Here is a 19,421-nt window from a genome sequence, read left to right on the forward strand (position 1 = left end):
TGGGACATAACGAAAGTGTTAAGATTTAAACTCGAATATTGTAAGAATGTAAGTATATTTCAGAGCGGTTTACTTGCATGGCTGTGTATTCGATCGGATTCCCATTTATTAAAACACTTTGTTCCAGCCTCTGATCTAAAAGTTTCAATGTATAAAAATCAATATGACAGTATAAGTATTCGTTTGTGGGGTGGAGAAATGAAAGGGTATATTGTATTAGAAAACGGAGCGATATTTGAAGGCACCCTTCAAGGTCAACAAGAAGATGTGCATGCAGAAATAGTATTCTTTACTGGAATGACAGGATATCAAGAGGTAATGACAGATCCTTCCTTCAAGGGACAGATGGTTGTATTTACTTATCCGTTAATTGGGAATTATGGGATCAATGCCAACGATTTTGAAAGTGGTTGTCCACAAGTTGAGGCGGTTATTGTTCGGACGTTGTCAAATGCGGGTTATCATTATGAATCAGAGAAATCGTTAACTGAATATTGTCAAGCTCATTCTATTCCGTTAATGTCCGATGTTGATACGAGAGCGATTGTGAAACAAATTCGAGAGCATGGAGATATGCGAGCAATTTTGACGACTAAACCAGAGTCTGTACAATTTGATGATTACATTTCTTTAGAGCATATGGATGTCATTCCCGATGTGTCGATTAAAGAACATGAAACATATGGAAGTGGGAAGCATCACATTGTCGTTGTCGATTTTGGCTATAAAAAATCGATAGTTGATGCCCTTGTTGCCCATGGTTGTCGAGTTACAGTTGTCCCTTTCGATACGACATCTAAAGAAATTGATCAGCTCAAACCAGATGGCGTACTATATTCCAATGGCCCTGGAAATCCCAAGCGTCTACAAGAGCTACTCTCATCGATTAAACAAGTTGCAAAAACGTATCCAACGATGGGGATTTGTTTAGGACATCAGTTGCTTGCACTAGCGTTTGGTGCTAATACGGAAAAATTAACATTTGGTCATCGTGGTGCGAATCAGCCTGTTATTGATATAGAAACGAAGCAAGTTTATTTGACTTCACAAAACCATAGTTACGTCGTACAGGAGGATTCGTTAGTCAATACGGGCTTCAAAGCGCGTTACATGAACATCAATGATCGCTCGATTGAAGGGCTAAGTCATACCGTTTATCCGATTTTTACGGTGCAATTCCATCCAGAAGCACATCCTGGTCCGTCTGATAGTGACCAGCTCTTTCAAGTATTTATCGGAATGCTTCAACATAAAGGGAGAGAGAAAGTTTATGCCTAAATATACACATATTAAAAAAGTACTCGTCATTGGTTCAGGCCCGATAGTCATTGGGCAAGCAGCCGAATTTGATTATGCAGGAACTCAAGCTTGTCTAGCGTTAAAGGAAGAAGGAGTCAAAGTTGTTCTTATTAATAACAACCCAGCTACTGTGATGACAGATGAATCTTGTGCGGATAGAGTTTACTTTGAACCGTTAACTGTTGACAGTGTTGAGGCCATTTTACAGAAGGAAAAGCCTGATGGCATCCTAGCAACGTTAGGTGGACAAACGGGCTTGAATCTTGCGATGGATTTATATGATCATGGCTTGCTAGAAAAATATGACGTTGAGTTACTTGGTACACCGATTGATTCGATACGAAAAGGTGAAGACCGAGAAGCATTCCGGGCGTTAATGCAAGAGCTAAATGAGCCTGTTCCAGATAGTGATATCGTGACGACTGAGGAGGCGGCTTTAAGCTTTGCAAAGGAAGTAGGTTACCCGATTATCGTTCGACCTGCTTATACATTAGGAGGAGCAGGTGGCGGTATTGCTGATTCGGAGAAAGAACTAAAACGAATTATTAAAGCGGGTCTATCGCTTAGTCCGATTAGTCAATGCTTAGTCGAAAAGAGCATTGCTGGCTTTAAAGAAATTGAATATGAAGTGATGCGTGATAGTAATGATACTTGTATCACCGTTTGTAATATGGAGAATATTGATCCAGTTGGTGTGCACACGGGAGATTCGATCGTCGTAGCACCATCGCAAACATTGTCTGATGTGGAATATCAAATGTTACGAACCGTATCGATTAAAATTATTCGTGCACTAGGTATCGTTGGTGGTTGTAACATCCAATTTGCATTGGATCCTTATAGCAAGCAATATTATTTAATTGAGGTCAATCCTCGGGTGAGTCGTTCATCTGCACTTGCTTCGAAAGCAACAGGCTATCCGATTGCACGTATGGCAGCAAAGGTTAGTATGGGATATCATTTGCATGAGTTAATTAACCCTGTAACGGGGCATACGTATGCGAGCTTTGAACCAGCTCTTGATTACGTTGTTGTGAAGTTTCCTCGATGGCCGTTTGATAAGTTTGTTCATGCTGAGCGTCAACTTGGTACACAAATGAAGGCAACAGGCGAAGTCATGGCGATTGAACGTAACTTGGAAGCCGCCATTCAAAAGGCAGTTCGTTCATTAGAGTTAAACGTAGAAGGTCTAAACGTCCCGATGCTACAACAAAAATCGACTGAGGTATTGTGGGAGCTAGCTAAGCAGCCTGATGATCGACGGTTTTTCGTTTTGCTCGAACTGTTAAGACGAGGAGTTAGTAGTGAACAACTGCATACAGAAACGAAAATCAACTTATTTTTCCTACATGCGTTTGAACGACTCATTACGATTGAAAATGAGATTAAGGCAAAATCCTTTACTGAATTAGATCCGAGCTTCCTTAAGAAGATTAAAGAATTAGGGTTTGCTGATCAATGGCTAGCAAACGTTTGGGAAGTGAAAGAAGCTGATATACGTACGAAGCGTAAAGAGTTTTCAATATCGCCATCCTATAAGATGGTTGATACGTGTGCAGGTGAGTTTCTAGCGTCAACCGCTTATTTCTATTCAAGCTGGCAAGGTGAATCAGATGTACGTCCTGTTTCAAATAAGAAAAAAATTCTCCTGCTTGGTTCTGGTCCAATCCGGATTGGTCAAGGGATTGAATTTGATTATTGTTCTGTACAAGGAATTCAAAGCTTACATCAGTTAGGCTATGAAGCGATTATGATGAACAACAATCCTGAGACGGTTAGTACCGATTATGCTACAGCCGATCGATTATATTTTGAACCACTAACAGTAGAGGATGTCCTGCACGTTGTTGAGCTTGAACAAGTAGAAGGGGTTATTGTTCAGCTTGGTGGTCAAACGGCTATTTCATTAGTGGAAGGGCTTGAGGAAGCGGGTGTGAAGCTGTATGGGACGAACCAAGATACGATTGATCAGCTTGAGGATCGTGGACGATTCTATTCATTTATGCAGTCAGTAGAGGTTCCCCATATTCCGGGTGTTACTGCTTATGAAAAGAAGGATGCATTAAATAAGGCAAATGACATTGGCTATCCTGTCTTAATTCGTCCATCTTACGTCATTGGTGGGCAAGGAATGATGTTGTTTGAATCGGAAGTGGAATTTGTTGAGTATTTAGAAGATGCAGAGCAGACGATTTCCTTTCCGTTATTAATCGATGCGTATTATCCAGGAACAGAATTAGAAATCGATGCCTTAACAGATGGTGTAGATATTGCGATTGCAGGTATGTTCGAGCATGTTGAACGTGCAGGTGTTCATTCCGGAGATAGTATGGCCGTGGTCCCGCCATTTAGCATTAAAAATGATGTGAAAGAGCTTGTTTATTCTTACACGAAGAAAATTGCTCAAGGTATGAATTTCACCGGAATCTTTAATATTCAATTTGTGTTGTACGAAGAAAAACTATATGTTATTGAAATTAATCCTCGTGCATCGCGAACGATTCCTATATTAAGTAAAATTTCAAATGAACCATTTATTAAGCATACAATTCGCTTATTATTAGGTGAAAGCTTGCAATCATTGAGCATACAAGACGGTCAGGTGTTTGAGCCGAATTTCTATACTGTAAAAGCACCAGTCTTTTCCTATCAAAAGCTTGCAGGTCTCGATCCGTTGCTCGAAGCTGAAATGAAATCGACAGGCGAATTAATGAGTATGAGTGATCGTTTAGATGAAGCATTTTTAAAAGCTTTCGTATGGTCACAAGCAAAGCCTAAATTTTTTACGCAAAAGGGTTCTATTTTTGTTGATGTTGAGGAAGAACATCAAGAAGCATTTGCACCGTATCGATTGCAGTTAGAGCAGTTAGGCTTTACGATTACATCAGATGGGTTTACTGAATGGGTGCAAAAAGAGGATGCAATTGCGTTAATTAGTTTACCGAAGCTTGGAACGAAAAATGGAAAGCAAAAGCGTCAAGAAGCGTTAAAGCAACGTTGTGCCGTTGTTTCTGAATTAACCACATTAGAATGGATGATTAAAGCAATGGCTGTTTACAAACAGCAATATCGTGCGATTCAGGATTGGTGGGTTAAAGGGAAAGAACTGATTTCTTAAGGAGTGGTTTACGTGGCAAATGTCGATCTATCATTATTAAGTGGAAAAAACTTTTTAACATTACTTGATTTTTCTCCGTTAGAAATCGATCAATTGCTTCAGCATTCATTAATGCTGAAGCAAGAAACGAAAGATGGGAAGCAATCCGATTTGCTTAAAGGAAAATCATTAGGGATGATTTTTGAAAATGCTTCGACAAGAACGCGTGTTTCTTTTGAAGTTGGAATGACTCAATTAGGTGGACATGCTTTATTTTTAAGTCCACGTGATATGCAAATCGGCCGAGGTGAGCCAGTCAAAGATACGGCTAATGTTCTGTCTCGTTATGTTGATGCGATTATGATTCGAACGAATTCTCATGAGCTCGTTGAGGAATTTGCAGAGCATGCCTCAGTTCCGGTTATTAATGCGTTAACGGATGGCTATCATCCGTGTCAGGCGATGGCAGATGCATTAACGATCTTAGAGCATAAAGAAAAATTAAAAGGGTTAAAGCTTACGTATATAGGCGATGGCAATAATGTCGCTCATTCATTGCTTGCAGTTGGAGCGAAGGTTGGGATGGACGTGTCGATTGCCTCTCCAAAAGGCTATGAGGTTGATCAAGCTATTTTTGCGAAGGCGCAAAAAGCTGCAGAAGAAACTGGTGCGACTCTTTCACAAACCCATGACCCGAAAGAAGCTGTGCGAGATGCTGACGTTATTTATACAGACGTATGGGCTAGTATGGGATATGAAGCAGAGCAGGATGAGCGAATGAACAAATTTTTAGCCTATCAAGTGAACGAATCATTAGCAAAATTAGCGAAAGATGATTATATCTTTCTTCATTGTTTACCTGCGCATCGTGGGGAAGAGGTTTCAGAAGGAGTGATCGATGGACCTCATTCAGCGATTTATGATCAAGCTGAAAATCGCCTTCATGCTCAGAAGTCAATTCTCGTGGCTTTAATGACTCATTCATGATTCATTGTCACTTGGGAATACTACCAAGTGAAGGAGGGATCATCATGGGACAAAATAAACAATTTGAGCCAGGTCAGAAAGCACCGAACAACGGCATCTATGTGGAGATCGGTGAGACGGGTAGTATGGTTCAAGATCCAAAGTCATTGAAAATGGAAGCAGGTGACGTATTTCCTGATACTTCAAACCATAACCGGAAATGGGCACCAAAAAGTAAAAGGAGATCGGGAAATTAATCGAAAATGTTAGTAGTTAAAGCCTTAAAGGTTCTTAAACCTTTGAGGCTTTTTGAGTATTCTTTTTTTCAAATGGATCTAATCATTCAAAAGAAAAGGAATGAAATTTCAATGAAAGAAAAGGGTGACACGCCTCTTCCGTTTTCACGATTCTTTGCATATGGTAGTAACGATAATAGGAGAACAATGAAGATAGGAGTAGCTTAGTGATGAGGGATGCACGTTATCAACAAATAGCTCAAAAATGGGGTGTGACCTACCTTCCTGAAAGACCTAGTGGATTTGCTGTCTTTCTTTTAGGTGATAACGGTATAATCACGAGAAAAAATGACAGTGATTGGGAGCTACACCCTGAAAAATCTTTATTCTTAACAGGATTACTTCAACGTGGCTATACCGTTGTTGTACCCCCACTCCATCCATCACATTGGGGCAGTGAAGAGGATTATAGAATAGTGCTTCATATGTATCATCATGTGTTAAAGCAGGAAATTTTAAATAGGCGAATTCATATATTGGCAGAAGGAACAGGTGCTTTATTAGCATTAAGGTGGATAGCTGAGGAGAAGGAGTGTCTACGATCCTGTTACTTTATTAATCCATGTTTAGATTTACATGCATTTTACCGACAAGAGCAAGAGCATAAATGGTTTTTTAAGCGATTGGAGAAGGAATTAGCTGACGTGTATCAGGAAGATAAAAGACAAATAACAGATGAGTGGATTCAATTGATTGCACCTTCATATACATTTGACGATGTCCCTCCATTATCCATTCATTGTGATATGAATGAAAAACGCTTTCCTCTTCACATTCATAGTCGACCATTTTTACAGAAACTAGCTGAATTAAATACGTATGTCAATCTGCGAATTCATGGTAATGAGCAATCATTTTATCGAACGGCACAAGCGGCGTATCCTTTCTTTAAAAAGCATGAAGTAAAGCTTTAAATCTATATAAATGATTTGCAATAAAACGCAATTCAATATTCCTATAATATTTGGTCGTTATGAACATAGAGTGAAGTTATGGAGGAGGTTATAATGGGTAGAGCACTTGTCACAGGAGGATTAGGTTTTATCGGTTTTCATTTATGTGAGCGATTGTTACATGAGGGATATGAAGTGGTTCTAATCGATTCAATGAGAGAGGATATAGATGTTGAGAAGGAAGAGAAATGGATGAGAATTGGACGGAATGCATCTTTAACCTTTCATAATGAGATGATCGAGAATATAGATTTGAAAAAGATGATGAAAAAAGTTGATATTGTCTTTCATTTAGCTGCTTTAACGCATGCCGATAGTAAGTGGCCAAGATTAACAGAAGTCATTGAAAAAAACGTAACAGTAACGGAACGACTGATTCATGCATGTACTAGTGAAACAAGATTTGTTTACGCTTCGACTGTTGAAGTATACGGGGAACGTCCTGGAAAAATTACAGAGAAAACATCAACAAATCCTACTTCACCTTACGGCATTACGAAATTAGCAAGTGAACGTTTAATAATGAGGGAATGTAAGAAAAAGGGAATCTCATATTATATATTTCGGTTACCAACCGTATATGGTCCGTGGCAACGAAGTGATATGATGTTCCAACAGCTACTATTAGGTAATGAAAATGCCAATGTTGATCGTTCCACAGCAGATTTGTTATATGTAGAGGATTGTGTAGATGGCCTTCTTCTAGCAGCTACAACAAAGAAGCATAATGAAGTGTATCACCTATCTACTGGTAGAATAGGTGAATGGTTTTCTGGGCTCACTCTTATTAACAGGGATCATCCTAAGCTAGCTCAAAAACGACCAACTGTACATGTAAGTAACCTTAAAGCCATAGATGATTTAGGATATAAGGTGAAAACATCTCTACAAGAAGGTATTGCGAAACAAAAGCAACATGTGGAACAATGGCAGAAACAGGTTTTAAGAAATGAAGGGGATGGGTTAAAGGAATGAAGGTTTTTATCGGAATTATTATATTTGCTCTTGTTACAATGATAAGCTTTTATGTATTATCGACATTAGTTCAATTGCATGAGGGAGCTAGCGTTATCATTGCACTGATTGTTGGCCTTGCTGTTGAAGTGTTTGTACGTAGGAAATGGCGTTAAGATTAATAAGAGGTTATGACATAAGTGATTTAGTTGAATCTCTAGATCTACACTTCGTTTTATGCGGGTGGCTAGATTGTCTGAAAGAAGAGTACTTTCAGACAATCTTAACCAGGTGTAATGGATCCGCAAACGATATATAAGAAAACGGGTTATGAATCAGTTTGTGTATAAGAGTTTTCGTGGAACGTAATGTCCGGATATTTATCAGCTGCTGTTCGCATTTGGAAATCATTTTCAAAAAGGGCGACAATGCGTTGATCCCGATCTGTCACTAAATTACGTTGTGTCTTTTTGAACACTGTTAATGCATCTTCATCTCCAGTTACCCAACGAGCAAGTGTAAATGGAAGACGTTCGAGCTGAATATCTACTTTGTATTCGTGTTTTAGTCGATATTCTAGCACTTCAAATTGGAGAACACCTACTACGCCAACAATTTGCTGTTCAGCGAAACGGTTGTACGTTTTAAAAAGCTGGATCGCGCCCTCTTCTGTTAATTGATGAATCCCTTTTTCGAAGGATTTATGCTTGAGCGCTTCTTTTACCGTAATGGTACTAAAATATTCCGGTGAAAAGTGTGGCATTTCAGCAAACTCAAACGTATTGTTTTGCACAAGTGTGTCACCAATGCGCAATGTTCCTGGATCAAATAGCCCAATAATATCACCTGGGTACGCTTTGTCGATAATGTTACGGCTTTGTGCTAAAAACTGTGTTGGTTGTGTTAATTTCATCTGTTTGCCTAATCGTACGTGGTTAACAGCCATTCCTCTTTCGAATGTTCCAGATGTAATACGGAGGAAGGCAACTCGGTCACGGTGAGCCGGGTTCATATTAGCTTGAATTTTAAAAATGAAACCAGAAAAATCTTCATTTGTTAATGGATCAATTTCACCTGTTGAACTTTTTCGTGGTGAAGGTGAAGGTGAGAGCGATAAGAAATGCTCTAAAAAGGTTTGGACACCGAAGCTAGAAATCGCACTTCCGAAGAAAATAGGTGTCAGTTCACCTGATTTAATGAGATTCAAATCGTAGGGATCTCCAGCCACATCTAACAATTCTAACTCTTCACGAAATTGCGAAACAAGACCTTCATCATTAATCGCTTCATCTAACTTAGGATCATCTGGACCTGATAGTTGGATAATATCAATATCTTTTGGGTTGTCAGGGTTGTATAATTCAAGCTTTTGGTTTATTCGATCATAAACACCTGAAAATGATTGTCCCATTCCAATTGGCCATCCCATTGGATAGGATCTGATGCCGAGAAGCTCTTCCAATTCCTCCATTAATTCAAATGGATCACGGCCTTGACGGTCAAGTTTATTCATAAAGGTAAAAATGGGGATTCCACGCATTTTACATACTTTAAACAATTTTTTTGTTTGTGCCTCGACCCCTTTAGCTGTATCTATTAACATCGTTGCTGAGTCAGCGGCTGTTAATGTACGATACGTATCTTCACTAAAGTCCTCATGACCTGGTGTATCTAAAATATTAATGTGATAGCTATTATATTTGAATTCTAACACGGAACTTGTGACGGAAATTCCTCTTTGTTTTTCAATCTCCATCCAATCACTTACAGCATGTTTTGTATTTTTCTTACCTTTTACAGTTCCTGCTTCACGAATCGCTCCACCAAACAACAGCAGCTTTTCGGTTAAAGTTGTTTTCCCAGCATCTGGATGGGAAATGATTGCAAATGTGCGTCGTGACTGGACCGCATCAATATAACTCATTTTGACATTCCTCAATTCTCTCAACTATTTTGTGCATAATCATTATACCAGTGAAGAAGGGCAATTTCATAATACTAAATTAAAATGCTGAGCAAATGTTGAAAAATGGCGAAGAATGTATAAATATTTTGTAATTCTATGTTACTATGTAGTATGTATAAGACTGTAAGAGGTGTTGACTGTTTTAATAACAGGTGACTTATAGCCGATATTACAGACATATTACATTTTGTTTATGTAGTTCAATATTAAAGGAAAAAGGCATATACGTATCGAATAATATGAAGGATTTGTCGCAACAGCATTTGTTTTTTTAATGATATCTTTTTAGAAAGTTTAGGGAGTGTCAACAAGATGAACAACCGTTTTTATCTATTTATTTTTATTTTCTTTGTTTGTTTTCTTTTGGGATGTTCACAAAAAAGCGAAACATCTGCATCATCTTCAAAGATCGGTTTGTTGTTAGAAAATACGATCGATGACCAAGGCTGGAATAGTAAAGGTTACCAAGGACTTTTGAATATTCATTCGAAGTTTGAAGTAGACGTGGTGTTTAAGGAAAATATTGATTCGGAAGCAAAAGTGGAGCGAGCGGTGGAGGAATTTGCTGCAGAAGGAGTTACACTCGTGTTTGGCCATGGACATTTTTATGCAGAACCGTTTACTCAACTAGGCAAACAATACGATGACTTGCATTTTGTTAGCTTTAATGGATCTGTTGAAGGGAGTAATGTAACCAGTCTTCATTTTGATGGTTATGCAATGGGTTTTTTTGCGGGCTTAATTGCAGCAAAAATGTCTGAAACTCACCAAGTGGGAGTGATTGCAGCATTTCCTTGGCAGTCTGAAGTAGAAGGGTTTTATGAAGGAGCATCACTTGATGAAATGACCACCGTACGAATTGACTACGTAGAAGATTGGGCAAATGAAGAGAAGGCGCTTGACTTCTTTAATGATATGGTAGCTAGTGGGGTGGATGTTTTTTATCCGACAGGTGATGGCTTTCATGTTAGAGTAGTCGAGGAAACGAAAAGAGAAGGGCTCTATGTTATTGGATATGTTAGTGATCAATTAGACCTTGGGGGTACGACCGTCTTAACAAGTACGATTCAAAAGGTAGACGGCTTGTATGAGTTGATAGCAAACCAATATCAGAAAGACGAATTGATTGGTGGGAATTTTATGTATGACTTTGCAGATGGCGTTATTTCTCTCGGACCATTTGGATCTGAGGTGCCGGAAGATGTGCAAAAAAAATGGAGGATGCTGTTAATCACTTTATTGAGACAGGTGAATTACCGACTAGTTGGATTTTCTAAGTAATGTGATGCCTGAGAACGGTGGGTGTACCTCATTTTTACTTTTGAGCAGAAACTTTTGCGTTTTAATTTGGTCAGTTTTCTTGCTTTCGTGATTATGACATAGTATCGTTATGAAGGAAGAAGAGGACAAGAGGTGGATAACATGCAAGAACAGAATATGAAGTTTATGCAAATTGCGATGAAATATTTACCTGAGGGAAAACAAATGTTAGATGAAAAAGGTATCGAATTCAATATGGAAGATTTACAGCCTATGCTTGAATTGCTTTTAAATGTCATGAATGAAGCCTATGAATTAGGAAAACAAGAAGCTGCCCAAACGGATGAATAAGGCAATTTTAAGTGTCCTTTAAGCTTTGTGCGAAAACACTTGATATGCGTTTATTTCTCTTATTCTTATTAGGCGAGCAATGAGTAAGCATTGTTAGTTAAATCAAAAGGTACTGAAAAAAAGTTGAATTTTCAGTGGTCTCGAATAGCTACGTATTATTTTTATCTGAATCATTAAATTAGGTTTGGAGGTATTTCAAAAGGGTTCCCTTTTGGTACCTCTCTTGTTATTTGTAGGATCAGAATGTATAAGTGCAACTTAGTGTAAAAGATCAGTGAAAATCTTTAGAAGTTAAAAAGGAGGAAGATTCAAAGAAGAGCGTCGGCTTCGTTCGTTACACGTTGACCTGAAAGGAAACCACATTCAGATCAACTAAATTTCTTGTAATGACTACGCACGGCGCAGTTAGAAAAGACTGCTGCGCAGTTTTTCTTAATAGATTTAATTGTGTGAGGAGTGGGAGTGTTGACACAGGAATCAACGAAGCTACAAGCATTTGCGATGGAAATGAAAAAGGGCTTTGACTTGTTACAAGAAGGTCAATATGAAGAAGCGTTAAGAGCTCTTAAACCATTTATTGAGTTGATGAGGCAGGGTGGTGCTCCTCATATACGTTTATTTGTTTCATATGGAATCGCTCAATTTCGAACAGGAGATATGGAAGGATTTCTTGAAACATACGGGGCTGTTAAAGAGATGAAAACCAAGAATGACGAAGAAGAACGATTAAAAAGTAATTTAGACCAATTGTTTGAAACATTAATGAGCGAGTTAGAGAAAGAACAAGATCATCCATAATGGATAAGCTCAATTTTAAAATATTCTCATAGAATGATACTAACCTATGGGAAGGAGTTGCTTCACATGTATCGTCACGCTCATTTGCAAGGGTTTCGCAATCAACCGGGGTATTATCAAGGCCAAGATCAACGATTCCCATTTTTGCCTTTTCTAGCAGGATTAGCAGTAGGCCCTGTTTTGTTTGGGGGTTTTGGGCGACCTAATGTTTATGCACCGAGCTACGGTCCTAATTTCGGCCCACAGTTCGGCCCTAATCTAGGACCACAATATGGTCCGTCATACGGACCAAACTTTGGGCCGTATCTTGGTTCGCCGTATGGTTATCAGCAAAAACCTCATTACGTATGGTGATAATTGTAAATATAGATGAAGTATGAACTCAAAGTATTATACAAGGGCATCGAAAAAGTTTGATTTTAACTTTTTCGGTGCCCTTTAACTACTTATGAGTCCATTTTTTTGGTTCTATTATAAATGTTGGGGTATGGAGAAAATTTTGTGCAAAAAAAACACGCAGTGCCTTATGTCCTTTATACTTGAATTTGCCGAAACAAGAAAAAGGATAGGAGCTGCGTGCATATGCATCATAACACGATTATCCCAGGATTAGAAGGTGTTATTATTACAAATTCAGAAGTTGTTGAGGGCATCTGGAAGCTTTCTGTAGAGGTTCCAAAGTGTCGTCAGAAATGTCCTTGTTGTGGTAATAGAACCAACCGTGTTCATGATTACAGGATTCAGAAGATCAAACACCTTAAAGTGTTTGAAAGAATGACGATTATGTATTACCGTCGTAGGCGTTATTCATGTAAATGTGGGAAACGCTTCTCTGAGAAAACATCATTTATTGAGCGTTATCAACGTCACTCCGTTGAATGGAACCAAGCTGTAGCGCTTCGGGTTGTTAAGGGAAAAACGTTTAAAGAGACTGCTGAAATCTTTGGAACTTCTTCGTCTACCATCATGCGTCGGTTTGATACCATGGCCGCTCCTCAGTTGAAGGAAGTAAGGGAGTTGCCTCCAGTTATTGCCATTGATGAATATAAAGGAGACACGAGTGAAGGGAAATTCCAGGTCATCATCGCTGATCCGGTTAATCGACAACCTCTTGATATCCTGCCAAACCGAAAGATGGAGACGGTGAAAAATTACCTTCACAAAAAAGGTGGCAAAGTAGAAGTCGTTGTGATGGATATGAGTAACAGCTTTAAATCCGCTGTTACAAAGGCACTAGGGAAGCCTGTCATTGTTGCCGATCGTTTTCACTACTGCCGTTATATTTACTGGGCTCTTGAACGTGTCAGACGAAGTGTTCAGAATGAATTTGATGACTACAATCGTAAAAAGTGTAAGCGGATGAAACATGTGTTTTATAAAAAGAAAGAGAATCTTTCCGAGGTGCAGCGCTGGTATCTGGACAGGTACCTGTCCATGTCGGATGAACTTTGTGAAGCTTATGATTTGAAGGAGTTATTTTGTGAGTGGTTGGAAAAAGCAAAGGAGATAGGCTCCTCTAACATAAGCTATGTAAAAGAAACACTTTACGAGTTTTATCGTAAGGTAGAAGCATCTAACATCGACGCATTTAAATCAGCGATCCAGACATTCCGTAATTGGCAACCTGAGATTTTTAACAGTTTTGCTTTTGGTTATACAAACGGCTTTATAGAGGGATTGAACAACCAAACGAAAGTATTTAAACGTAATGCATTTGGTTTTAAACGATATGATCGTTTCCGAATGCGAATTCTATTGCATCATCAATGGAAACACATACCGGCACATATAGGTTAAGGGGCAGGCGGAAACTGCCTACCCCAACATTTGACTTAGAGCCATTTTTTTGGCTGAAGCATCCTTAGATGATCGAAAAAAGTTATTTCTCTTTTTTTGTCTCATTCTTATCTCCATTATTTCTTTTTGATAACCAATCTTGTACAAACGAAAATAATGGTGCAAGTGATTGAGCAAGTGTAAAAATGGCATCTAATTGGTTAGGTGATGATTGATAATTCGTCTGTTGTTGTGTTTCTTGTTTGTCTATATTTTCTGACTCATCGGGTTCAACTCGTTCTTCATCAGTTGTTTGTTGTTGAGGTCGTCCGAACATTAAATCAGAAAAGAAGTCACGTTCAGGTGGCTGTTGATCTGCCATTGGAATACCTCCTTTTTTAAGGATAAATGTTAAAGAAAAGTAACTCTTTTAGGTAGAGTAGTGGCTCACGTTACGTTTTTATGAAAGGACATAACGCTTAATGAAATACCTAGTTTTTATGAAAGGACATAACGCTTAATGAAATACCTAGTTATTATGAAATGTATCATGTGTTCTTATAAGTTAGTTTATGGTAGGATAGGCTTCTTGTGTTACGGACGATAGCCTAAATGTCGTTTGAAACCTAGACAGATAGAAATAGTTGCGTTAAAATTAGTATCAGGTACTAATAGGAACCCTAAAGAGGGAGCTCCGTTGAAGGGGGATTAATCATGACGAAAGCAGGCATTATCGGAATTGGAAGCTACATTCCTGAATATGTTGTAACCAATTTAGATTTAGAGAAGAAAATAGATACGAATGATGAATGGATTCGAACGAGAACGGGTATTCAAGAGCGTCGGTTTGCAACAGAAGGGATCGATAGTTCACATATGGCATTAGCATCTGCTAAGGAAGCATTAGAGCATGCTGAAATCGCTGCAGAAGATCTAGACTTAATATTAGTGGCGACTGTTACTCCTGATATGCCGTTTCCAACTGTATCTACGTTAATCCAACATGAACTAGGTGCAAAGAAAGCAGCTGCGATGGACGTAAGTGCCGCATGTGCCGGATTTATATACGGAATAGTGACAGCACAGCAGTTTATTGAAACAGGCGCATTTAAACATATTCTAGTTGTTGGTGTAGAGAAGCTTTCTAAAATTACTGATTTCAATGATCGTAATACAGCTGTCTTGTTTGGCGATGGAGCGGGGCAGCTGTCATGGGACCTGTATCAAAGGATAAGGGGATACTGTCGTTTGAATTAGGAGCAGACGGTGGAGGTGCGATGCACATTCATCAAAAAGACAAATATTTAGAAATGAATGGCCGTGAAGTGTTTAAATTTGCCGTTCGACAAATGGGAGAGTCATCAGTACATGTGCTTGAAAAAGCTGGTTTGACAAAAGAGGATTGTGATTTCTTAATTCCACACCAAGCGAATATTCGTATCATGGAAGCTGCCCGTGAACGGTTAGGCTTAGATAAGGAAAAAATGGCTCTAACGGTTCAAAAATATGGGAACACTTCATCAGCCTCTATTCCGATGGCGTTAGTAGATGAATGGAAGGCTGGAAAGATTAAAGATGGAGATGTTATTGTATTAGTAGGTTTTGGTGCTGGATTGACATGGGGCGCTGTAGCATTAAGGTGGGGAAAGTAGCAAAATAAATAGTAAAAGGGTAAAGGAGAGATAATAATTATGGACAAACATCGAGTCGTCATAACAGGAATGGGAACGGTTAACCCATTAGGATTAAATGTTGATGAAACGTGGGAACATGCAATAGCAGGTAAATCTGGGATTGGGGCTCTATCCCGTGTGGATGTAGATCAATTCCCGATTCATGTGTCGGCTGAAGTACATGATTTCGACCCTAGTGTATTTATGGATAAGAAAGAAGCACGTAAGATGGACCGTTTTACACAATTTGCAGTCGCATCATCGTTAATGGCGTTAAAGGATGCAGATTTGACGATTACAGAAGACATAGCACCTCGAGTAGGGGTTTGGATTGGCTCCGGAATCGGTGGTATGGAAACATATGAAAAGAATTTCCACCAATTTCTCGATAAAGGCTATCGTCGTGTCAGTCCGTTCTTCGTACCGATGATGATTCCAGATATGGCTTCAGGGCAAGTGTCAATAATGACAGGGGCAAAAGGCATTAATTCATGTACGGTTACAGCATGTGCATCTGGAACGAATTCAATAGGAGATGCTTTCAAAGTGATTCAACGTGGTGATGCCGATATTATGATTACAGGAGGTTCTGAGGCTCCAATTACGAATATGGCTGTTGCCGGCTTTTGTGCAGCAAAGGCCGTTTCAACAAATGAGGATCCTGCAACGGCTTCGCGTCCTTTTGATCAGAACCGTGACGGCTTCGTTATGGGTGAGGGCGCTGGTATCGTGATTTTGGAAAGCTTAGAGTCTGCGAAAAAACGTGGTGCGCGCATTTATGCAGAAATTTCAGGGTATGGTGCAACGGGCGATGCTTATCACGTGACAGCGCCGGCTCCAGAAGGCGAGGGAGGATCTCGTGCAATGAAACAAGCGATTGAAGATGCAGGATTAAAGCCTTCAGATATTGATTATTTAAATGCACATGGTACAAGTACACCGTATAATGATAAATTTGAAACAATAGCAGCAAAGACGGTGTTTGGTGAACATGCTTACAAATTGGCGATTAGCTCGACTAAGTCGATGACGGGGCATTTACTAGGTGCTGCTGGAGCAGTAGAGGCAATTCTATGTGTTAAATCCATTCAAGATGGCATCTTACCTCCGACGATTAATTATGAAACACCTGATCCAGAGTGTGATTTAGACTACGTTCCAAATGAAGCGCGTCAGCAAAAAGTACGTGCTGTTATGAGCAACTCATTAGGATTTGGTGGTCATAATGCGACGTTAGTATTTAAACAATACGAAGGGTAATTCGCTTTTCTTTGAATCGTTAATCATATTGTTTTATTTTGAAGAAGAGGTGTCACACGTGTGACACCTCTTCTTTTAGTATAATTAAAATTTAAAAATGTCGCAGAAGGAAGTTAGGGAAGAAAAGAGGCTAGGGACATAGCAAAAGAGCTTAGCTGCGAATCTGAACATTTAGGAACGATCCATGTACATGAGAAACATTACTTCTCACTCAATTGCTTATTTAACCATTCAATTGCTTCTTCTTTCGTGTCAATCTCTCCATCTAGTTGCATACATGCAAGTTGAAAAAGGATTAATTTAAATAAAGGACCTGGTGTTAAACCATTTTCGATTAAATCATTACCAGTAAGGAGAGGGATGAGCTGGCTTCTCCTTAACGTATAAGTATATATCCATTCATCATCTTCGCGAATACTGTAAAAGAGTAGACTCTTATCCTGGATATTGTGTAGCTGTTTATGGGCAGAGCCAAATGAATAGAATGGTTCCTGTTGACCTTCTAGTTCATGAAGTTCATCGAGTAAGCGTTGGTGTTCAGATGATAAAGCATATTGACGCAATATTTCTCCGTTTCGGTCTGTTAAGAATACGAGGAGATACAGGTAAACATCTTGAATACGGTGCTCCTTTAAAGAGTTGAGCATTTTGGTTCGTTTTACTGTTAAGGGGGCATTAAATAGCTCTTCCCATATGGATAGTTGATCCAGTTGTTCGATTCCACGACAAAGATGATCTTCAAATGCTAATAATTTCAATTCTCTCATCAATCGATGCGGACTAATAAGCTTAACCATATGAGCTGCATCGAGAGCTAATTGTGTCGTTTGTTCAGCTAAATCATAGTTGAGTCGAAGAGCAAAGCGAATCGCCCGGAAAATCCTTGTTGGATCTTCAACAAAGCTTAATGAATGTAAGACACGAATTTGTTTATTTTGCAAGTCATGTTGTCCTTGAAAATAATCAAGTAATGTTCCAAACTTAGCTTCATTTAATTGGAGAGCAAGTGCATTAATAGTAAAGTCTCTTCGACTTAAATCTTCACGTATATTAGACGCTTTCACACTTGGAAGAGTTCCAGGTGCGTCATAGTATTCCGTACGGCATGTAACTAAGTCAATTTTGTAATTTGTTTCGGTTATCCATGTCGCTGTACCAAAGTCGCTATGAGCTTTATACGTACCCCCTAATGATTGGACAAGTCGTTCAGCAAATACAATCGCATCCCCTTCGATGACAATATCAATATCTTCGTTTCGCTTTTCAAGTAATAAATCACGAACAATTCCACCGACTAAATAGATGGGATGCTGCCTTTCATCGGCCATCTGACCAATTGCTTTTAGCAGTTCCACGATGGAAGAAGGTAATTGACGATTCATTTTTTGTATCATTGATTTTTGACTAATTAGTTGCTGGTCTTTTTCATTAGGGAGTGATTGATGTAGTTGCTCAATTAAATCAGTTCTTGAAATGATTCCGACTATTTTCCCTCCTTCTGTAATAGGTATTCTTCCTATATTGTGTTTCATCAGCGTCGCCTGAATCGTTTCAATGGAAGCTTCCTTTGGTAATGTTATGATGTTGGTAGACATATATCCTTTGACGGGAGCATGACCAAGGCCATGATGAATCGCTTTGTCGACATCACGACGAGAGATGACACCAACTAATTGTTTTTTTTCATTTAACACGGGAAAGCCTGTATGTCCGTATTGAAACATTTGCTCGAATGTTGACTGAATTGTTACATCTGGATGGACATATTTAACAGGTGATGTCATCATATCAGCTGCTGTTAATGGCACTTGAAAGATACTGTTTAACGAAGATTGAACTTGTTTCACCGCATCTGACAGCGAGCTTCTTTTGATCGTTGCAGATCCAGCCTGAGCGTGACCTCCGCCACCTAAGCTATGAAGCAAAGGTTGAAAATCAATTCGTTCAGAACTACTTCGAACAACGATATAGACATGTTTGTTCATTTTGACAGTAACAATCACTCCATCACTATGAGTCATTTCTAATAATTTTCTTGTTAATGTCGCTAACCCTCCTTGATACTCGCTTTGCTCGTGCTTAGTCATAAAAAGGCTTAATCCATCCTTTTCAATCTCGCTTCCTGATAGGAGTAATGTTTGAAGTAATTGTTTATCTTTAGGTGATAGATCAGCTTCAGAAAATCTCTCAATTAAGGTTAACTCCATGCCATTTTTCATTAAAAACACCGCAGCTTGTAAATCTTCCGTTCTCGTTTGTGGGTATGTGAAGTTTCCCGTATCAGTATACAATCCGAGTCCGAATAAAGTTGCTTCGAACGGGGATAATTGGATATGTTGTTTCATCATCAGTTCAATAAAAATCGTAATGGCAGCTCCATATGGCTTAATGATTTGATGCCCATTTGTATCATCAGCTTGCTTTGGATGGTGATGATCATAAATAATCGTTCTGTAATTTTGTAGCTGATTAATTGGTACCCCTGTTCTGCTAAGTGATGACACATCGACGAGGATAAAGGTGGTGACCTCGTCCCATTGAACGTGCTCATAGGCAGAAAAGGACAGCTTATCCCGATATATAGCTAGAAATGATTTGACGGAGGCTTGCTGCTTATCCGTTAGAGCGACGATCGCATTTGGATGAAGCTTCTTAGCGGCTAACATACAGGCAAGTCCGTCAAAATCTAAATTTACATGTGAAACAATCACTTCCATGAATCGTACCTCTTTCATCAATATAATCTTAATTGGTTTTCTTTAACAAGCATAG

The 19,421-nt window shown here is 39.0% G+C and carries 16 protein-coding genes and 1 pseudogene; 14 read left to right on the forward strand and 3 right to left on the reverse strand.

The features are described 5' to 3' along the window. The first annotated feature begins 198 nt into the window (after positions 1–198). From JCM9152_RS12020 to JCM9152_RS22645, 7 genes are all read left to right on the forward strand, one after another. Positions 199–1,278 (forward strand): carbamoyl phosphate synthase small subunit, encoded by a 1,080-nt coding sequence (locus tag JCM9152_RS12020; protein ID WP_035344527.1) that lies wholly within the window; start codon positions 199–201, stop codon positions 1,276–1,278. Next, the gene (gene carB / locus JCM9152_RS12025; protein ID WP_035344528.1) at positions 1,271–4,417 is read left to right on the forward strand and encodes a carbamoyl-phosphate synthase (glutamine-hydrolyzing) large subunit; all 3,147 of its coding nucleotides are present in this window, start codon (positions 1,271–1,273) and stop codon (positions 4,415–4,417) included. Before JCM9152_RS12020 ends, carB begins: the two co-directional genes overlap by 8 nt. A gap of 12 nt (positions 4,418–4,429) precedes the next feature. Continuing rightward, the gene (argF, locus tag JCM9152_RS12030; RefSeq protein WP_035344531.1) at positions 4,430–5,383 is read left to right on the forward strand and encodes an ornithine carbamoyltransferase; all 954 of its coding nucleotides are present in this window, start codon (positions 4,430–4,432) and stop codon (positions 5,381–5,383) included. A gap of 44 nt (positions 5,384–5,427) precedes the next feature. Further along, positions 5,428–5,619 (forward strand): YjzC family protein, encoded by a 192-nt coding sequence (locus JCM9152_RS12035; protein ID WP_035344533.1) that lies wholly within the window; start codon positions 5,428–5,430, stop codon positions 5,617–5,619. 206 nt (positions 5,620–5,825) lie between these two features. After that, a complete protein-coding gene (locus JCM9152_RS12045; RefSeq protein ID WP_148296488.1) occupies positions 5,826–6,572 on the forward strand; it encodes a ubiquitin family protein in 747 nt (248 codons plus the stop codon). Between the two features lie 93 nt (positions 6,573–6,665). Beyond that, the gene (locus tag JCM9152_RS12050) at positions 6,666–7,586 is read left to right on the forward strand and encodes an NAD-dependent epimerase/dehydratase family protein (protein ID WP_035344538.1); all 921 of its coding nucleotides are present in this window, start codon (positions 6,666–6,668) and stop codon (positions 7,584–7,586) included. Continuing rightward, positions 7,583–7,741: a hypothetical protein gene (locus tag JCM9152_RS22645; RefSeq protein ID WP_156314992.1), complete on the forward strand. Its 159-nt coding sequence runs from the start codon at positions 7,583–7,585 to the stop codon at positions 7,739–7,741. The genes JCM9152_RS12050 and JCM9152_RS22645 overlap by 4 nt, the downstream gene beginning before the upstream one ends. Before the next feature lie 152 nt (positions 7,742–7,893). On the opposite strand, the gene JCM9152_RS12055 is transcribed toward JCM9152_RS22645, so the two are convergent. Further along, on the reverse strand, positions 7,894–9,489 hold the full coding sequence (locus tag JCM9152_RS12055) for a peptide chain release factor 3 (RefSeq protein WP_035344540.1): 1,596 nt from the start codon (positions 9,487–9,489) through the stop codon (positions 7,894–7,896). 354 nt (positions 9,490–9,843) lie between these two features. Between JCM9152_RS12055 and JCM9152_RS12060 the strand changes: the two genes are divergently transcribed. The 5 genes from JCM9152_RS12060 to JCM9152_RS12080 all read left to right on the forward strand — a co-directional run bounded on the left by JCM9152_RS12060 (position 9,844) and on the right by JCM9152_RS12080 (position 13,737). Next, positions 9,844–10,812 carry a BMP family ABC transporter substrate-binding protein gene (locus tag JCM9152_RS12060; protein WP_148296489.1) on the forward strand — a complete coding sequence of 323 codons (969 nt, stop codon included), beginning with the start codon at positions 9,844–9,846 and terminating at the stop codon, positions 10,810–10,812. 141 nt (positions 10,813–10,953) lie between these two features. Further along, positions 10,954–11,142, forward strand: coding sequence for a ComZ family protein (locus JCM9152_RS12065; RefSeq protein WP_035344542.1), 189 nt, complete (start codon positions 10,954–10,956; stop codon positions 11,140–11,142). 465 nt (positions 11,143–11,607) lie between these two features. Next, entirely contained in the window at positions 11,608–11,940 is a 333-nt protein-coding gene (locus JCM9152_RS12070) for a hypothetical protein (RefSeq protein WP_035344544.1), read from the forward strand. 66 nt (positions 11,941–12,006) lie between these two features. Continuing rightward, positions 12,007–12,294, forward strand: a complete 288-nt coding sequence (locus tag JCM9152_RS12075) for a hypothetical protein (protein WP_035344546.1) — start codon at positions 12,007–12,009, stop codon at positions 12,292–12,294. A gap of 222 nt (positions 12,295–12,516) precedes the next feature. Beyond that, complete coding sequence (locus JCM9152_RS12080) at positions 12,517–13,737, forward strand: ISL3 family transposase (protein WP_081728026.1); 1,221 nt, start codon at positions 12,517–12,519, stop codon at positions 13,735–13,737. Positions 13,738–13,819: 82 nt separating this feature from the next. Here the strand turns inward: JCM9152_RS12080 and JCM9152_RS12085 are convergent, their stop codons facing one another. Further along, positions 13,820–14,098 carry a hypothetical protein gene (locus JCM9152_RS12085; protein WP_035344555.1) on the reverse strand — a complete coding sequence of 93 codons (279 nt, stop codon included), beginning with the start codon at positions 14,096–14,098 and terminating at the stop codon, positions 13,820–13,822. A 332-nt stretch (positions 14,099–14,430) separates the two neighbouring features. On the opposite strand from JCM9152_RS12085, the pseudogene JCM9152_RS12090 reads away from it, so the two are divergent. Both JCM9152_RS12090 and fabF read left to right on the forward strand, forming a co-directional pair. Next, positions 14,431–15,368 (forward strand): annotated as a pseudogene (locus tag JCM9152_RS12090) (beta-ketoacyl-ACP synthase III). A gap of 39 nt (positions 15,369–15,407) precedes the next feature. Continuing rightward, positions 15,408–16,649, forward strand: coding sequence for a beta-ketoacyl-ACP synthase II (gene fabF / locus JCM9152_RS12095; protein ID WP_173402073.1), 1,242 nt, complete (start codon positions 15,408–15,410; stop codon positions 16,647–16,649). A gap of 200 nt (positions 16,650–16,849) precedes the next feature. Here the strand turns inward: fabF and JCM9152_RS12100 are convergent, their stop codons facing one another. Further along, entirely contained in the window at positions 16,850–19,366 is a 2,517-nt protein-coding gene (locus JCM9152_RS12100; protein ID WP_035344557.1) for a CBS domain-containing protein, read from the reverse strand. Between the last annotated feature and the right edge of the window lie 55 nt (positions 19,367–19,421).

The sequence above is a fragment of the Halalkalibacter hemicellulosilyticusJCM 9152 genome (assembly GCF_000513115.1).
Classification (GTDB): domain Bacteria; phylum Bacillota; class Bacilli; order Bacillales; family Bacillaceae_D; genus Halalkalibacter; species Halalkalibacter hemicellulosilyticus.